Source organism: Kineococcus arenarius subsp. arenarius (assembly GCF_050871845.1).
Lineage (GTDB): Bacteria > Actinomycetota > Actinomycetes > Actinomycetales > Kineococcaceae > Kineococcus.
Map to the genome: position 1 here is coordinate 109,022 of NZ_JBJLSE010000001.1, position 15,544 is coordinate 124,565.

Consider the following 15,544-nt stretch of genomic DNA (forward strand, 5'->3'; position numbering starts at 1 on the left):
GCTCCTGTCGGGACGGGGGTGGGCTGCGGGGGAGCGTCGGCGTCGGCGGTGAGCTGGTCGGAGGTGGCCAGCCGGTCCGCCGCCGCGCCGATCACTCGCCCGCCTGCTGGAAGCGCTGCGAAGCCTCTTCGCCGGCGTCGCGCACGAGGGAGGCCATCTCGTCGAAGCTCTGGTCGGAGAAGCGGCTGGTGAGGAAGCCGACGCTGAGGGAGCCCACGGGTGAGCCGTGGGCGTCCAGCACCGCGGCGGCGATGCTGGTGGACATCGGTACCCGCTCGCCGGAGGAGCTGGCCCAACCCTGCCGACGGATGGCGATCAACCGCTCGCGGATCGCCGCGGGGTCGGTGACGGTGCGTTCGGTGTACTTCTCCAACGGCACCCGCAGCGCCTGCTCGACGTCGTCGTCGGGGAGGCGGGCGAGCACCGCCAGGCCGTTGGCGCCCACGGTGAGCGGGTAGGAGCGCCCCAGGGAGATGGTGATGCGCACCGGCTGGTCGCTCTCGACCTGGTGCACGTAGATGCGCTGGTAGCCGTTGCGCGCGGAAAGGATCGTCGTCTCACCGGTCACCAGCGCCAGCCGGTTGATCACGGGCACGGCGGCCGCGCGCAGTCCGCTGTGGTGATCGGCGTGACGGGCCAGCGCGTGCGCGGCCGGGCCGAGGCGGTAGGTGTGGTCGCCGGCTGCGAAGCTGACCAGTCCGGTGCCGACGAGGGTCTGCAGGATGCGGTGCACCACGGCCTTGCTCAGCTGCAGGCGGCGCGCGATCTCCGAGACCCCCAGGCACCGGTCGCCGTCGGCGAACGCGAGCAGCACCCGCGCCACGCGCTCGCTCGTCGAGGCCCGCTCCTGCCCGCCGCCGACGTCGACGAGCCCGGCGTTCGCCACGTCTGGGACCACACCTGTCACCGGAACTCCTCCTCATCGCCCGTGCGGTGAGCGTAGGGCATTCCGGTCGCCGGAACGCAAGCATCTGTGTTCCCTCGACGAGGAAACATGGAGTTCACGCGAGAGAAACGTTTCGGCGATCTGAGCAGGTAATTTCCTCCCCAGGCGCCGATCGGACGCCACCTCAGCCGTTCCACTCTCCGGAACGAGACCGCTGAGCGGAACACTCGCCTAAGGGGTTGGCTTGACCAGAGCGCTTCGGACCAGTGCGATCACGGCCCTCGCGGCCACCTCCCTCGCCCTCACCTCCTGCTCCGGCTCGGCGCTGCAGCAGGCTTCCGGCTCGTCCGACACCTCCGGCGAGGCCGTGGAGGAGGTCGTCATCGGCGCGCTGCACCCGCTCAGCGGCGCCAGCGCCGCCGACGGGCAGGCCATGGAGGCCGCCGCGCAGATGGCCGTCGAGGCGGTCAACGACGCCGGCGGCATCGCCTCGCTCGGCGGGGCCGAGCTCGTCCTCGCCTCCGCCGACACCCAGGGCAAGGCGGAGGTCGGCCAGAGCGAGGCGACCCGGCTGGTCCAGGAGGGCGCCGCCGCACTGATCGGCACCTACCAGAGCGCCGTCAGCTCCAACGTCGCCTCCGTCGCCGAGCGCAACCAGGTGCCCTTCGTCATCGACGTGTCCAACCTCGACGCGATCCTGGACCAGGGTTACACCTACACCTTCCGCATCCAGCCCAACGCCAGCGCCATGGGTGCTCAGGGCGCCGATTCCCTGATCGCGATGAGCGCCGCCGCCGGCACACCGGTGCGCAAGGTCGCCTTCCTGCACGAGCAGGGCAACTTCGGGCAGGCCACCCTGGCGGCGTTCGAGGCCGAGGCCGAGGCGCAGGGCGTGCAGGTCGACCCGGTCATCAGCTACGACGCCACCAGCGTCAGCGACATGACCACTCAACTGCAGCAGGTCGCGGCCTCGGGCGCCGACGTGCTCGCCGTGGCCGGCTACTACCGCGACAGCCTGCTCGTCTCCCAGGCGGTGCAGACCATCCAGCCCGCCGGCCTCAACGCCGTGTACGGCGTCGCCAACGGCGCCTACGACCAGCCGCAGTTCCTCACCGACGCACCTGCCGGCGGCGCCGGCTACTTCGACGCCAACTACCACTGGGACGTCTCCGACCCCCGGGCCCAGGAACTCGCCGCCCGTTTCGAGCAGGAGCAGGGCGAGCCGATCCGCACCAGCGCCGTCGAGGCCTACGACGCGGTGATGCTCATCGCCGACGCCCTGCAGGAGGCCGGCAGCACCGACGGTGCTGCCGTGCGCGATGCCCTGCGTGCCAGCGACTACGACCCCCTCGTCGTCAACGACGGGCCGGTCTCCTTCGGCGAGGACGGTGAGAACAAGAACGCCGCGATCGTCGTCATGCAGGTGCAGGACGGGGCGGTCAAGCAGGTCTTCCCCGAGGCGCTGGCCGAGTCCGCGCCGGTGTACCCGGCCTCCCCGGTGACGCCGTGAGCATCCCGAGCGCCCGCAGCACGCCCAGCGCCCCGGGCGCCACCGCCGGTGCGAGCGCGTCGGGCACCGTCCGGGCGCGACCGCTCGCCCCCGGGGTCGGGCGCACCCTGCTGGTGACCGTGGCGCTCCTGGCGCTGGCCGCGGTCGTGGCTCGCGTGGTCTCCGGCAGCGGCACCGTCCTGGTGCAGGCGCTGGTGACCGGCCTGCTCACCGGGGGCATCTACAGCCTGATCGCCATGGGGCTGACCCTGGTGTACGGCGTGCTGCACGTCATCAACTTCGCCAACGGCGCCATGGTCGCCCTCTCGCTCTTCCTCACCTACTGGGTCGTCACCACCTTCGGGGTGCACCCCTACCTGGCGCTGGTGGTGACCGTCCCGGTGATGGGCCTGCTCGGAGCCCTGGTCCAGGGGGCGTTGCTGAACCCGGTGATGAGGGCGCCGCTGGCCATCCAGCTGCTGATCACCATCGGCATCGCCCTGGCGATCGAGAACGTCCTGCTGCTGGTCTTCGGGCCCAACCCGTTGTCGGTGCAGCTGCCCGGAAACCGTGCGGTGCCCGTCCTGGGGGCGACCGTCGAGCTGAGCCGCGTCGTCGCCTTCGCCGGCGCCCTGGTCCTGGTGGCGGCGCTGTGGGTCCTGCTGCGCCGCACCGCGGTGGGCACCGCCATCCGCGCCGTGGCGGCCCAGCCCGAGGGTGCACGGCTGGTCGGCATCGACACCAAGCGCATCTACGTGCTCACCTTCGCCCTCGGTGCCGCCGCCGCCGGTGCCGCAGGCACCCTCGTGGCCCCCTTCTCCACCATCCAGCCCACCGCAGGAGCGGTCTTCAACCTCACCGCCTTCGTCGTGGTGGTCCTCGGCGGCATGGGCAACGTGCCCGGGGCGCTCGTGGGGGGGCTCGTGGTTGGACTGACCGAGCAGCTGGGCGGGCTGATCCTGCCCGGGCAGAGCCCGCTGCTGGCGGTCTTCCTCGTCTTCCTGATCGTCCTGTTCGCCAAGCCGACCGGAGTCTTCGGGAGGGCGTCGTGACCACCACCTCCGTGCACGCACCCGCCGCGGCACCGCTGAGGACCGCGCGGAGCCGCGCCATCGCCTGGGACTGGGCCGTCCTGGTCGCCGTCCTGCTGGTGGGCGCCAGCCTCCCGCTGTTCCTGCCCCCGGCCGAGCTGAACATCGCCGTGCGCGTGCTGGTCTTCGCGCTCATGGGCATCGGGTGGAACATCATGAGCGGCTTCGGCGGGCTGTTCAGCTTCGGGCACGCGGCCTACTTCGGCATCGGCTCCTACACCGCCGCCTACCTGCTGGTCGAGCACGGCATCAGCCCCTGGCTGGGGCTGCTGGCGGGCATGGTGCTCTCCGCCGCGGCGGCGGTGGGCATCAGCTACCTGGCCTTCCGCTACCGCCTCCAAGGCGCCTACTACGCCATGTCGACGTTCGCCTTCGCAGAGATGCTGCGCCTGTTCGTCACCGGCAACGACGCGCTGCAGCGCACCGTCGGCTTCACCGTGCCGGTGCTGCAGGGCAGCTCCCCGGGCATGTTCCAGTTCCCCGCCGGCTCGCCGTTCTACTACTGGCTCGGCCTGCTGATGGTGGTGCTGGCGCTGGCGGTCAGCATCGCCTTCGTGCGCAGCCGCGCCGGCCGTTTCACCCTGGCCACCCGTGACGACGAACTGGCCGCCTCCGCGGTCGGCATCGACACCCTGCGGCACAAGCTGACCGCTGTGGCGATCTCCGCGGCGATCACCGCCGCGGCCGGGGTGCTGTACTTCCAGTACTACATGTTCATCGACCCCGACCTGGCGTTCGGGGCGCACGTGTCCAACAACGCCATCATCACCGCCGTCGTCGGCGGCAGCGGCACCGTGTGGGGCCCGCTGGTCGGTGCCCTCGTCATGGCGCCCCTGTCGGACCTGACCGCGGCGTTCCTGCGCGAGCCCCCTGCGGCCTTGTCCTTCCTGGCCGGTCACGGTGGCCTGGACATCGTCCTGTACGCGGTGATCCTCATCGCGTTCGTCATCCTGCTGCCCAAGGGCCTGTACGGCACGGCACGCACCAAGCTGGACGAGAGGAGGCGTCGGTGAGCTTGCTGAGCATCCGCGGCCTGAGCAAGTCCTTCCGCGGTCTGCGCGCCCTGCGCGAGGTCGACCTGGAGGTCGAGGAGGGACAGATCCTGGGTGTCATCGGCGCCAACGGCGCCGGCAAGACCACCTTGTTCAACTGCATCACCGGTGCGTTCGCTCCCGACACCGGCCAGGTGCTGCTCGACGGGCGCGACGTGACCGGCATGGCCACCCACCGCCTGGTGCGCCACGGCATGGTCCGCACCTTCCAGCTCATGCGCCCCTTCGCCTCGATGTCGGTGCTGGAGAACGTCACCGTCGCCGCCTGGAGCGCCCGGGGCGGGAGGGAGCGGGCAGCGCGCGAGCACGCCGCGCAGGTGCTCGAGCGCACCGGCCTGACCGGATGGGCGCAGCGCCCGTCAGGGGCGCTGCCCGCCGCGGTGCAGAAGCGCCTGGAACTGGCGCGCGCCCTGGCCACGCGCCCGCGGGTCCTGCTGCTGGACGAGGTCCTGGCCGGGCTGGTGCCCGCCGAACGCGCACCGGTGCTGCAGCTGCTGGAGGAGTTGCGCGACGAGGGCACCACGATGGTGTTCATCGAGCACATCATGGCCGCGGTGCGGCAACTGTCCGACAGCGTCGTGATGATGGACTCCGGAGCGGTGCTCGCCCGGGGCCAGGTCGACGACGTCCTCGCCGACCCCCGGGTCGTCGAGGCGTACCTCGGGAAGGAGTTCCGCCGTGCTTCTTGAGCTCGACGGCGTCAAGAGCGGTTACCAGGGCCTGGAGATCCTGCACGGCATCGACCTCACCGTCGCCGAGGGCGAGATCGTGGCCGTCGTCGGCGCCAACGGCGCCGGCAAGTCCACCACCCTGAAGACGATCGTCGGTGAGGTGCGCTGCTCAGCGGGCAGCGTGCGCTTCGACGACCGCGAGGTGCGCGGTGGGCGCAGCCACGAAGAGGCCCGCCGCGGGCTGGTGCTCGTTCCCGAGCACCGCGCACTGTTCGGCTCCTTGAGCGTGGAGGAGAACCTGCGCATGGGCCGCTGGGCCCGGCGCGGGCGCAGCGGCCTGAGCGAGGAGGAGGTCTACGACCTCTTCCCCGTCCTGGTGCAGCGCCGCCACCAGCTGGCGGAGACGATGTCCGGTGGCCAGCAGCAGATGCTCGCCATCGCCCGCGCCCTGATGGGTGCACCGCGCCTGCTGCTGCTGGACGAGCCCTCCACGGGCCTGTCGCCGAAGCTGACCTGGGACGTCTTCCACGCCGTGCGCGCCGTGCGCGATCGCGGGGTCAGCATCCTCATCGTCGAGCAGAACGCCGGGCAGGTCCTCGAACTGGCCGACCGCGCCTACGTCCTGGAGTCCGGGTCCGTCGTCCTGGACGGCACCGGGGCGCAGCTCGCCGCGGACGACCGCGTGCAGTCCGCCTACCTGGGCATGTGAGCCGCGCCGTGAACCGTGCCGAGAGTCGTGCCGCCGACCGGGGCTGCGACCGGTCCCACCGAACCGCTGGAGTGGAGGACACCGTGACCGACTGGAACGCCGAGGTGGCGAGGATCCGCGAGCTGCGCGCTCAGCGCACCAGGATCGGCCCGGGCGAGCGACCCGCCGTCGTCGTCGTGGACTACCAGCGCGCCTTCACCGAGCACGAGCACATCGGGCCCGGCACCGCCGTGGCGCTGCAGCACACCGGTGAACTCCTGCGCGCCGCCCGCGCCGCCGCGGTGCCGGTCGTCTACCTGGTGATGGTGCTGGATTCCCTGGACGACCGCATGCTCGCGCAGCGGGTGCGCTCGTCCCTGACCGAACGCTGCGAGCGGGGCAACCCGTGGACGCAGATCAACCCCGTGGTGGCCGCGCAGCCCGGGGACCACGTCGTGGAGAAGACCGTCGCCTCCGGCTTCCACCGCACCGAGCTGGACGCGCTGCTGACCGAGCTGCGGATCGACGAGCTGGTGGTGGCCGGCACCTCCACCAGCGGGTGCGTGCGCGCGACCGTCGTCGACGCCGCGTACCGCGACCTGCGGGTGTCCGTGGTGGAGGAGTGCTGCGACGACTTCCGCCCGTTGTCCGGGGAAGTCGCCCTGTGGGACATGCAGGACCGCTTCGCCGACGTCGTCACGCTCGACGAGCAGCTGCAGCGCTTCGCCGCGCTGCGCGCCGAGCGTGCCGCCGCACCAGGGGGCGTGCCGGCGGGCGAGCCCGCTGGAGAACCCGTCGACCGGTCCCACGAGCGCGATGCGGTGCGCGCGTGAGCATCCTGAACAACGACCGGCTCGTCTACGCCCCCCTGCCCGGTCGCCCGCGCGTGAGCTGGCCGCACGGCAAGACCGTGGCGGTCTGGCACGCACCGAACGTCGAGCACTACGACTACGTGCCCCCCGGCCAGGGCAGTCCCCAAGGGCGCGTGCCGGCACCCGACGTGCAGCACTACATGCACCGCGACGCCGGGAACCGCACCGGGTTCTGGAGGATGCTGCGAGTGGTGGACCGTTGGCAGGTCCCCTCCACGGTCTCGCTGAGCCTGGCGGTGCTGGAGCAGTACCCCGAGGTGCGTGACGCGATGCTGCAGCGCGGGTGGGAGGTCATGAGCCACGGCATCTCCAACCTGCGACCGCTGTACGGCTACGACGAGGACGCCGAGGACGACTTCCTGGCGCGCTCGCAGCAGCTGGCCGAGACCTACTACGGAGGCTCTCGGATCAAGGGGATGCTCGGACCGAAGATCTCCGGCACCGACAACACGTGCGACCTGATGGTCAAGCACGGCATGACCTACCACGCCGACTGGATCCACGACGAGCAGCCGCGGCCGCTGCGCACCCGCACCGGCGAGCGCCTGGTGTCCATCCCGTACAGCTACATGCTCAACGACGTCCCGCTCCTGCACGCCAAGCACTTCTCGGGCGAGTACTTCGTCGACATGGTCCGCGCCCAGGTCGGCCGCCTGCTGCGCGATGCCGAGCGCGACGGGCAGGGCCGCGTCGCCTGCGTGGCCACCCACCCCTTCGTCGCCGGCCAGCCGTGGTTCGCGCGGTACCTGGAGCAGGTCTTCGAGTACCTGCGCTCCGACGAGCGGATCTGGCTGACGACCGCCGGTGACATCACCGACCACTACCTCGAGGACCACTACGACGCGCAGGTGGCGCACGCCGAGAACCTGCGCGCGGGAGCCACCGCGTGAACACCGCTGCCACCACCTCCACCAGCACCGTCGGCGCAGGGTCCCTCACCGGGTCCAGCAGCGGCCCGAGCAGTGCCTCGGGCGCCCTGCGCGGTGCCGGCGGCGGGCTCGTCCTCGACCCGCCGGACGCCACCGTCTTCGCCCCCGACCTGCCGCACGCCTTCGACACGCACCGCCGGCCCTGGACCCTGCCGGGAGGGAAGAAGCTGGCCGTCAGCCTGCTGCTGCACGCTCCCGCCTACCTCGACGACGTGCCCGACGGTGCGCTCAAGCCCCAGGCGATGCAGGGCGGCGTCGGCCGTGAGACGGGTGAGCCCCGGCACGGGCAGGTCGCGCGCCTGTCGCAGTGGGACTTCGGTCTCACCGTCGGCATCTGGCGCCTGCTCGACATCGCCGGCGAGTGCGGGGTGCCGGTCGCGGTGGCGCTGGACGCCGAGGGTGTGCAGCGCATGCCCGGCCTGGCCGGAGGTGTGGCCGCGCGCGCCGACGAGGTGGTCGTGCGCGGCCGGGCCGCGAACGTCATCGTCGCCACCGGCATGGACGAGGACGTCGAACGCGCCTACGTGGCGGAGGCCCGCCGTGCGGTCGAGCAGGCCACCGGTCGCACCGCGCGCGGCTGGTTCGGTCCCGAGCGCGGCCAGAGCGCACGCACCACCGCCCTGCTCGCCGAGCAGGGGTTCACCTGGTTCGGCGACTGGCCGGTGGATGAACGCCCCGTCGTGCTCGAGGGCGCCTCGTGCGGCCTGGTGGCCGTTCCGCACCCGCTGGAGTGCGAGGACCTGTTCTCGCTGTACGCGCGCGGGCTCGGCTTTCGCGACTTCGAGCGGGTGCTGGACGCCACCGTGGACCAGCTCGTCGCCGATGCCGACGTCGTCGGCGCCCGCCACCTGGGGCTGAGCTGGTTCGGCTGGGTGCTGGGCCAGGCGTGCTTCGCGGACGTGGCCGAGAGGTTCCTGCGGCGCGTCGCCGCCCACCCGGACGTGCTCCTGGCCACCCCCGGCGACGTGGCGGCCCTCGCGGCCGCCTCGTGAGCCCCCGCTCCGTGGCCGGTGCACCGGTGGTGGCCCCGCGCCAGGCGTTGCCCCGTTCCCTGGCGTGGGCGCTGGGCAGCGGCACGATCCTGCAGGGCCTGAACTCCGCGGTCATCGCCGTCGCCCTGGTACCGATCGCCCAGCACTACGGCGACGCCTCGGCGATCCCGTGGCTGGTCAGCGGCCTGTACATCGCCGCCGCCGTCGGCTCTCCCACGGGCGGCCGCCTGGCGGACCTGTTCGGCCCGCGCCGCGTCTACCTCGTCGGGCTCGCGGTGGTCCTGCTGGCTTCCCTGGCCGGTCCCTTCACGCCCAGCGTGGGCTGGCTGGTCGTCGACCGCGTCGTGCTGGGCCTGGGCACCTCGCTGCAGTTCCCCGCCGCCATGGCCGTCATCCGCCGCGAGGCCGCGCGACGCGACGCCTCGTCCGTGGGGGCGATCGGCACCGTGGCGCTGTGCGGGCAGACGACCGCCGCCCTGGCACCGACCGTCGGGGGCCTGGTCGTCGTCCTGACCGGCTGGCAGGGCATCTTCTGGGTCAACGTCCCCGTGGTCGTCAACTGCGCGCTGTGGGTCCTGCTGCGCGTGCCGGCGGACGACCCCGCACCCCGGCGCGGGGCGCGCGCTGCGCTGCGCTCTCTCGACCCGCCGGGGGCGCTGCTGTTCGTGGCGGCGCTGGTGTCCTCGATGCTGGCGCTGCTGTCGCTGGAGCACGCCCGCTCCGCCGTCGACCTCCCGTGGTGGCTGCTGGCCGTGGCGGTGCTCGCGGGCACCGCCTTCACCTGGCGCGAGCTGCGCGCCCCGGAGCCGTTCGTGGACCTGCGCCTGCTGGCGCGTCACCGCGCCGTCGCCGCGACCTGCCTGCGGGGGTTCTTGACGTTCACCTCCTTCTACTGCGTCTTCTACGGCATCCCGCAGTGGCTGCAGACCACGCGGGGGCTGGACGCCGCGGACGCGGGTCTGCTGATGTTCCCCGTCTTCGCCGTCGGGGTGCTCTCCACCGTGCTGGCCACCCGGCTCGGGCGGCGGGTGACACCACGCACCCTGCTCCTGGTCGGCAACACGGCCATGGTCGCCGCCGGGACGGTGCTGCTGCTGGGCGTGGGACCGCACACGCCCCTGGCGCTCATCGCCGTGGCCGGCGCACTGCTCGGCGTGCCCAACGGCTTCAACAACCTCGGCAACCAGCTGACCCTGCACGCAGGTGCCCCGGCATCCTCGGCGGGCGGCGCCAGCGGGCTGTACCGCACCGCGCAGTACCTCGGCGCCTCCGCCTCCAGCGTCGTGGTCGCCCACACCCTGCCCACCACGGCCGGGGCGGCCACCGGTGACGGCGGCATCGGGCACCTGGGTTCCTGGATCGCCGGGCTCGGCGCCCTGCTCCTGCTCGGCCACGCGCTCACCCGCGTCCTCGCCCTGCTGCGCCGCCGGCGCCTCCCCCCACCCCCCGTGCCGGCGCAACCGGTGCACCGCACCCCCCAGGAGACCGTGTGAGCAAGCCCTTCGACCCCCTCACCCTGCGCGGCACCACCGTGGGCAACCGCATGTGGGTCTCCCCGATGTGCATGTACGCCTGTGAGGGCGCCCCCGGCGTGGTCGGTGACTTCCACGTCGCGCACTACGGGCAGTTCGCCCTCGGCGGAGCCGGCCTGGTGCTCACCGAAGCCACCGCCGTGCTGCCCGAGGGGCGGGTGACCCCGCAGGACGCCGGGTTGTGGGACGACGCGCACATCGCCCCCTGGCAGCGGGTCACCTCCCTGGTGCACGCGGCCGGCTCGCGCATCGGTGTCCAGCTCGCGCACGCCGGGCGCAAGGGTGGCAAGTACCGCGGCCTCCCCGGCGACGAGCACCGCAACCGCTCGGTACCGCGCGACGCCGGCGGGTGGCAGACCCTGGGTGCCACGGGGGAGGCGTTCGGCCGCTACGCAGCCCCGCGCGCCGCGGACGAGGAGGACCTGACGGCAGTGGTCGCGGCGTTCGGGGCGGCCGCCCGACGGGCTGTCGCCGCCGGGTTCGACGTGATCGAGCTGCACGGTGCCCACGGCTACCTGCTGCACGAGTTCCTCTCGCCGGCGACGAACACCCGTACCGACGCCTGGGGTGCCGACCGCGCCGGGCGAGAACGCCTCCTGCTGGAGTGCGTCGCGGCGGTACGCGCCGCCGTGCCCGAGGAGGTGCCCGTCTTCGTGCGCCTGTCCGTCGACGACGTCGTACCCGGTGGCAGCACCGCGCAGGACTCCGCCGACCTGAGCGTGCGGCTGGCTGCGGCCGGTGCCGACCTGGTGGACTGCTCCTCGGGCGGGCTCGTCGCCGGCGTCGAGTACGCCCCGGCACCCGGTTACCAGGTGCCGCTGGCAGAGCAGGTGCGCGCGCGAGGAGCGCTGCCGACCGCGGCGGTGGGCCTGCTGACGACGGCCCGCGAGGTCTGTGACGTGCTCGAGCGCGGAAGCGCCGACGCCGTGCTGCTCGGCCGGCAGATGCTGCGCGATCCCCACTTCGCCGCGCGCGCCGGCGCAGAGCTGGGCGTGCCGCTGCGCAACCCGCGCTACCACCGCGCCCCGTGACCGTGCGCGCGCCGGGCGCGGGGCGGTTGTCAGCTCCGGGCGAAGGGGGCGATGTGCACACCGGCCCCGGTGAGCTCCGCGCGGACCCGTCGGGCGATCGCGACCGCGCCAGGGGTGTCGCCGTGCACGCAGATCGAGGCGGCGTCGATGGCGGTGGTGGAGCCGTCGACGGCCTCGACCCGACCGGCGGTGACCATCCGCAGGCAGCGGCGGGCGATCTCGTCGGCGTCGTGCAGCACGGAGCGGGGTTCGCTGCGCGGCACCAGGGTGCCTTCCGGGGTGTAGGCGCGGTCGGCGAACGCCTCGGTGCGCACGGTCAGACCGGCCTCGGCGGCCAGCGCGAGGAACCGCGAGCCGGGCAGGCCGAGGACCGGCAGCGCCGGGTCGTAGCGGCGCACGGCGTCCACGACGGCGGCGGCCTGCGCCTCGTGGTGGACGATCGCGTTGTAGAGGGCGCCGTGGGGTTTCACGTAGGCGACGCGGGTGCCGGCGACCCGGGCCAGCGCCTCGAGCGCTCCGATCTGGTAGAGGACGTCGTTGGTCAGCTCGGCGGGGGCGACGTCGATGAACCGGCGCCCGAAACCCGGCAGGTCGCGGTAGCCGACCTGCGCGCCGACGACCACGCCGTGCTCGGCGGCCAGCTCGCAGGTGCGGCGCAGCACGGTGGGGTCGCCGGCGTGGAAACCGCACGCGACGTTCGCGCTCGTGACGACGCCGAGCAGCGCCTCGTCGTCTCCGAGGGTCCAGCGGCTGAAGCTCTCCCCCAGGTCGGAGTTCAGGTCGACGGTGGGTGCGCCCGTGACGGTCACGGTCAGCTCCAGAGGGTCGGGAGGGTCGACAGCGAGCGGTAGGCGAGGAACAGCGCGACCAGCCAGGCGAGCAGCCCTGCGGCGACGAGCCAGCGCGGGTAGCGGTACCCGCCGAGCAGGTCGCGGCGGCGCAGCGCCACCCACAGCACGACGACGAGACCGAGCGGCAGGACGACGCCGTTGAAGGCCCCCGCGAACACGAGGAGCTGGGCGGGTGCGGCACCCGCGACGACGAAGAACCCGGTGCAGACGACGATGAACACCACGGTCAGCAGGTTGCGCGTGCGCACCCGGGTTCGGGAGCTGGTGAGGAAGCTGACCGACGTGTACGACGCACCGATCACGGACGTGAGAGCGGCGGCCCACAGCACGACCCCGAAGACGCGCAACCCGACCTCGCCGGCCGCGGCCTCGAACGCCGTCGCCGCCGGGTTCTCGGTGGCCAGCGAGACACCGCCGGCGACGACGCCGAGGATCGCGAGGAACAGCACCGTGCGCATGACCGCGGTGATGACGATGCCGGTCACCGAGCTGCGGGTGATGGCACCGACGTTCTCCGGCCCGGTGGTGCCGGAGTCCAGCAGCCGGTGCGCACCGGCGTAGGTGATGTACCCGCCGACGGTGCCGCCGATGAGGGTCGTGATGGCGAGGGCGTCGATCGTCTCCGGCAGGACGACGTTGCGCAGGGCCTGGCCGACCGGCGGGCGGGACACGACGGCCACGTACGTCGTCATGACGATCATCACCAGGCCGAGGGCGACGACGATGCGGTCCAGGGCCGCACCCGCTGCGCGGCTGAGGAAGATCGCGATGGCGAGCACCGCGGAGATCGCCGCCCCCCACCGCGGGTCGAGACCCACCACCGCGTTGAGCCCCAGACCGGCCCCTGCGACGTTGCCGACGTTGAACACCAGGCCGCCGAGGACGACCAGTGCGGTCAGCGCCCACCCCGCCCCCGGCAGGACGCGGTTGCCGAGCTCCTGGGCGCGCAACCCGGAGATCCCGATGACCCGCCACACGTTCAGCTGCAGGGCGATGTCGACGAGGATGCTCACCACGACGGCGAAGGCGAACGCCGCACCGAGCTGGGCGGTGAACGTCGTGGTCTGGGTGATGAAACCCGGTCCGATGGCACTGGTCGCCATGAGGAAGATGGCGCCGAGCAGGGTGCGGCGCGAGGACCGGCGGCGCTCGGCCGTCGCAGCAGCGCCGGTGGAGCTGCTCACGGCGCCGTCTCCGGGCGATCCGCACGGACCGCGGCGCCGGCGGCGGTGACGAGGGCGATGGTCTGGTCGACGACGGCCCGCCGGTCGGCCTCGAACGCCGAGTCGGTGATCAGCGCCTCGTCGGCCGGGTACTCCAGTGCGGAGACGTGCAGGTGACCACCGGGGACGTCCCAGGCCTGCATGCCGATCCGGAGCCGGTTGGAGCGGTACATGCTCTCGTTCGACAGGTAGCTGCCGCCCGGGCCGGACGCGGCCGTGCTGCCCGGTGTCGGGTCGTCTGCGCACTGCAGGGCCGTCGGGTCCGGCCAGGTCCCGGCGGGCCACTCGCAGATCCCGTCGTTGAGCTGCACGGGCCACGGGCCCGTCCCGGCGGCGATCATCGCCTCGTACGGCAGCGTCGTCTCGATCCACTCCGGCGAGTCGAACGGCTGCGGCCAGTGCGAGGAACGCGACACGGGACCGAACTGCTGGTTGCGGTTGTTGTCGGGGGACCCGCCGCGCGCGTTCGCCGCCCACTGCTCGATGTCCATCCGGCCTCGACCGGTCTGGCTGATCGTCATGATCATGTCGGTGCGGTCCTCGCCGGTGCTCAGCACCGGCCCGAAGGCGTCCTCGACGACGCCCTGGTCGAAGTCGGTGTAGTTCACGGGCAGGACGACGGCCTCGACGGTGACCGGCCCCTGCGGGGTCTGCACCGTGCGCCCGTCGAGCTGCAGCGCGGTGGCGCCCGACGGGTTGGAGTTGCGCAGGCTGGAATCGAGGCTGTACGTGTCGAACCCGCTGATGAGGACGCGGGTCGCGTCGGGCTCCTCCTGCGACCACCCCACCGAGGAGATGCCGCGACTCGTGCGGTCCAGCAGGTGCAGCAGCCCTTGCCGCTGCAAGGGGCTCTGGAGGTAGTCAGCGTCCAGCGAGCGCAGCGCCGCGCTCATCGACGTGCGGGCCCAGTACAGCGGGCGGTCGTCGTACCGGTCGATCGTGCCGGACGCGACGCGGCCCTGTGCGCGAGCGACCGCGGTGTCCCACAGTCCCTGCCCGCTGCTGCGGACGAGCTCGTGAGCCTCCTCCAACGTGGTGGCCGCGCACAACCGGGTGGAGAACTCCTCGACGAGGGTGTCGAACCCTGCCGCGTGCAGGAACTGCTCGGAGGCGGGCTCGCCGCCGGGGACGAGCGGCAGGCCCAGGCGCGACTCCTCGACGGTGAGCACCGTCGACTCCGCCGAGCACGCTGCCGGCTGCGCTGCGCTGCCCGCGGCGGAGGGCGCGGTGACGCCACCGGCGACGAGCGCGGTGGCGCAGCCGCCGAGGACGGCGGCGCGCCAGCCGGGGGAGGAACGGTGGCTGAGGGAGGGGGGGAGAACCACGACGACCTCACCAGGTGGGTGCGGGAAGCATCGGACGGACACCGACGCTAACGAGTTGTTCAACGACCTGGCAACGGTTCCGACGTTGCAGCTATGTTTCGCCGGTGGATCACCGCACGCGCGCCGACGACGAGCGACTGCCGGAACGGCTGAGCACGGCCGGGCGCGCCCTGGCCGGCTGCGGGAGTGTCGACCGGGTCGCGGAGGCGCTGCGCGACCTCGTCGCCGACGGCGCCCTCGTGCCCGGGACCCGCCTGCCGGAGGAGCCGACGAGCTCCGCCCTGGGCGTCTCGCGCAACACGCTGCGCGAGGCGTTCCGGCTCCTGACCCGCGAGGGGCTGCTGCGCCACGAACTGCACCGCGGCGTCTTCGTCCGGTCGCTGACCGCCGCCGACGTGCGCGACGTGTACCGGTTTCGGCGCGTCCTGGAGTTCGCCGCCGTCGACGGCCCGCACGAACCCGCTGGGCTGCAACGGGTGCAGGAGGCCGTCGACGAGGGCCGCGCGGCGCGTCGCCGCGGTGACTGGGAGGCGGTCGCCACCGCGAACATGCACTTCCACTCCGCGCTCGTCGCCCTCGCGGGCAGTGCGCGGATGGACGAGAGCATGCGCCACCTGCTCGCCGAGCTGCGGCTGGCGTTCGTCGTCGTGCCCGACCTGCGCCCCTTCCACGAGCCCTACCTGCAGGACAACGGCCGCATCGCCGAGCACCTGGAGGCCGGGGAGCGGGGCCGTGCCGGGCGGTTGCTGGCCAGCTACCTCGACCGTGCCGAGGCGCAGCTCCTCGCCGCCCACGGGACCACGGGCGAGCGGCGGGGGCAGACAGATCGTTGAACGATCCCTAGAGTGCTCGCACCAACCCGACCGGACCGACGGGAGGCCCCGTGACCGGCACCACCCAGCACCTCGGGTC

15 protein-coding genes are annotated in these 15,544 nt (G+C 72.8%); 11 read left to right on the plus strand and 4 right to left on the minus strand.

Annotated elements, in window-relative coordinates:
* Positions 1–91: 91 nt before the first annotated feature.
* Complete coding sequence (locus ACRYM0_RS00525; RefSeq protein ID WP_432501042.1) at positions 92–907, minus strand: IclR family transcriptional regulator; 816 nt, start codon at positions 905–907, stop codon at positions 92–94.
* Between the two features lie 223 nt (positions 908–1,130).
* Here ACRYM0_RS00525 and ACRYM0_RS00530 point away from each other — a divergent pair, with 223 nt between their 5' ends.
* The 10 genes from ACRYM0_RS00530 to ACRYM0_RS00575 all read left to right on the plus strand — a co-directional run bounded on the left by ACRYM0_RS00530 (position 1,131) and on the right by ACRYM0_RS00575 (position 11,233).
* Complete coding sequence (locus tag ACRYM0_RS00530; protein ID WP_432501044.1) at positions 1,131–2,396, plus strand: ABC transporter substrate-binding protein; 1,266 nt, start codon at positions 1,131–1,133, stop codon at positions 2,394–2,396.
* Entirely contained in the window at positions 2,393–3,427 is a 1,035-nt protein-coding gene (locus ACRYM0_RS00535) for a branched-chain amino acid ABC transporter permease (protein WP_432501046.1), read from the plus strand. The genes ACRYM0_RS00530 and ACRYM0_RS00535 overlap by 4 nt, the downstream gene beginning before the upstream one ends.
* Positions 3,424–4,479, plus strand: a complete 1,056-nt coding sequence (locus ACRYM0_RS00540) for a branched-chain amino acid ABC transporter permease (RefSeq protein ID WP_432501048.1) — start codon at positions 3,424–3,426, stop codon at positions 4,477–4,479. Before ACRYM0_RS00535 ends, ACRYM0_RS00540 begins: the two co-directional genes overlap by 4 nt.
* Positions 4,476–5,207, plus strand: coding sequence for an ABC transporter ATP-binding protein (locus ACRYM0_RS00545; protein WP_432501050.1), 732 nt, complete (start codon positions 4,476–4,478; stop codon positions 5,205–5,207). The genes ACRYM0_RS00540 and ACRYM0_RS00545 overlap by 4 nt, the downstream gene beginning before the upstream one ends.
* Positions 5,197–5,898: an ABC transporter ATP-binding protein gene (locus ACRYM0_RS00550; RefSeq protein ID WP_432501053.1), complete on the plus strand. Its 702-nt coding sequence runs from the start codon at positions 5,197–5,199 to the stop codon at positions 5,896–5,898. The genes ACRYM0_RS00545 and ACRYM0_RS00550 overlap by 11 nt, the downstream gene beginning before the upstream one ends.
* A gap of 83 nt (positions 5,899–5,981) precedes the next feature.
* Positions 5,982–6,710 carry a cysteine hydrolase family protein gene (locus ACRYM0_RS00555; protein WP_432501055.1) on the plus strand — a complete coding sequence of 243 codons (729 nt, stop codon included), beginning with the start codon at positions 5,982–5,984 and terminating at the stop codon, positions 6,708–6,710.
* Positions 6,707–7,639 carry a polysaccharide deacetylase family protein gene (locus ACRYM0_RS00560; protein ID WP_432501057.1) on the plus strand — a complete coding sequence of 311 codons (933 nt, stop codon included), beginning with the start codon at positions 6,707–6,709 and terminating at the stop codon, positions 7,637–7,639. Before ACRYM0_RS00555 ends, ACRYM0_RS00560 begins: the two co-directional genes overlap by 4 nt.
* Complete coding sequence (locus tag ACRYM0_RS00565) at positions 7,636–8,670, plus strand: polysaccharide deacetylase family protein (protein WP_432501059.1); 1,035 nt, start codon at positions 7,636–7,638, stop codon at positions 8,668–8,670. Before ACRYM0_RS00560 ends, ACRYM0_RS00565 begins: the two co-directional genes overlap by 4 nt.
* Positions 8,667–10,163 carry an MFS transporter gene (locus ACRYM0_RS00570; protein ID WP_432501061.1) on the plus strand — a complete coding sequence of 499 codons (1,497 nt, stop codon included), beginning with the start codon at positions 8,667–8,669 and terminating at the stop codon, positions 10,161–10,163. Before ACRYM0_RS00565 ends, ACRYM0_RS00570 begins: the two co-directional genes overlap by 4 nt.
* A complete protein-coding gene (locus ACRYM0_RS00575) occupies positions 10,160–11,233 on the plus strand; it encodes an oxidoreductase (protein ID WP_432501063.1) in 1,074 nt (357 codons plus the stop codon). The genes ACRYM0_RS00570 and ACRYM0_RS00575 overlap by 4 nt, the downstream gene beginning before the upstream one ends.
* Positions 11,234–11,262: 29 nt before the next feature.
* Here the strand turns inward: ACRYM0_RS00575 and ACRYM0_RS00580 are convergent, their stop codons facing one another.
* Genes ACRYM0_RS00580 through ACRYM0_RS00590 form a run of 3 tightly spaced genes read right to left on the minus strand, consistent with a single transcriptional unit; the run spans position 11,263 to position 14,632 of the window.
* Positions 11,263–12,042 (minus strand): LamB/YcsF family protein, encoded by a 780-nt coding sequence (locus ACRYM0_RS00580; RefSeq protein ID WP_432501065.1) that lies wholly within the window; start codon positions 12,040–12,042, stop codon positions 11,263–11,265.
* Positions 12,043–12,044: 2 nt separating this feature from the next.
* A complete protein-coding gene (locus ACRYM0_RS00585) occupies positions 12,045–13,268 on the minus strand; it encodes an NRAMP family divalent metal transporter (protein ID WP_432501066.1) in 1,224 nt (407 codons plus the stop codon).
* Positions 13,265–14,632, minus strand: coding sequence for a hypothetical protein (locus ACRYM0_RS00590; RefSeq protein ID WP_432501068.1), 1,368 nt, complete (start codon positions 14,630–14,632; stop codon positions 13,265–13,267). Before ACRYM0_RS00590 ends, ACRYM0_RS00585 begins: the two co-directional genes overlap by 4 nt.
* 104 nt (positions 14,633–14,736) lie before the next feature.
* On the opposite strand from ACRYM0_RS00590, the gene ACRYM0_RS00595 reads away from it, so the two are divergent.
* Positions 14,737–15,465, plus strand: coding sequence for a GntR family transcriptional regulator (locus ACRYM0_RS00595; protein ID WP_432501070.1), 729 nt, complete (start codon positions 14,737–14,739; stop codon positions 15,463–15,465).
* Positions 15,466–15,544: the final 79 nt, after the last annotated feature.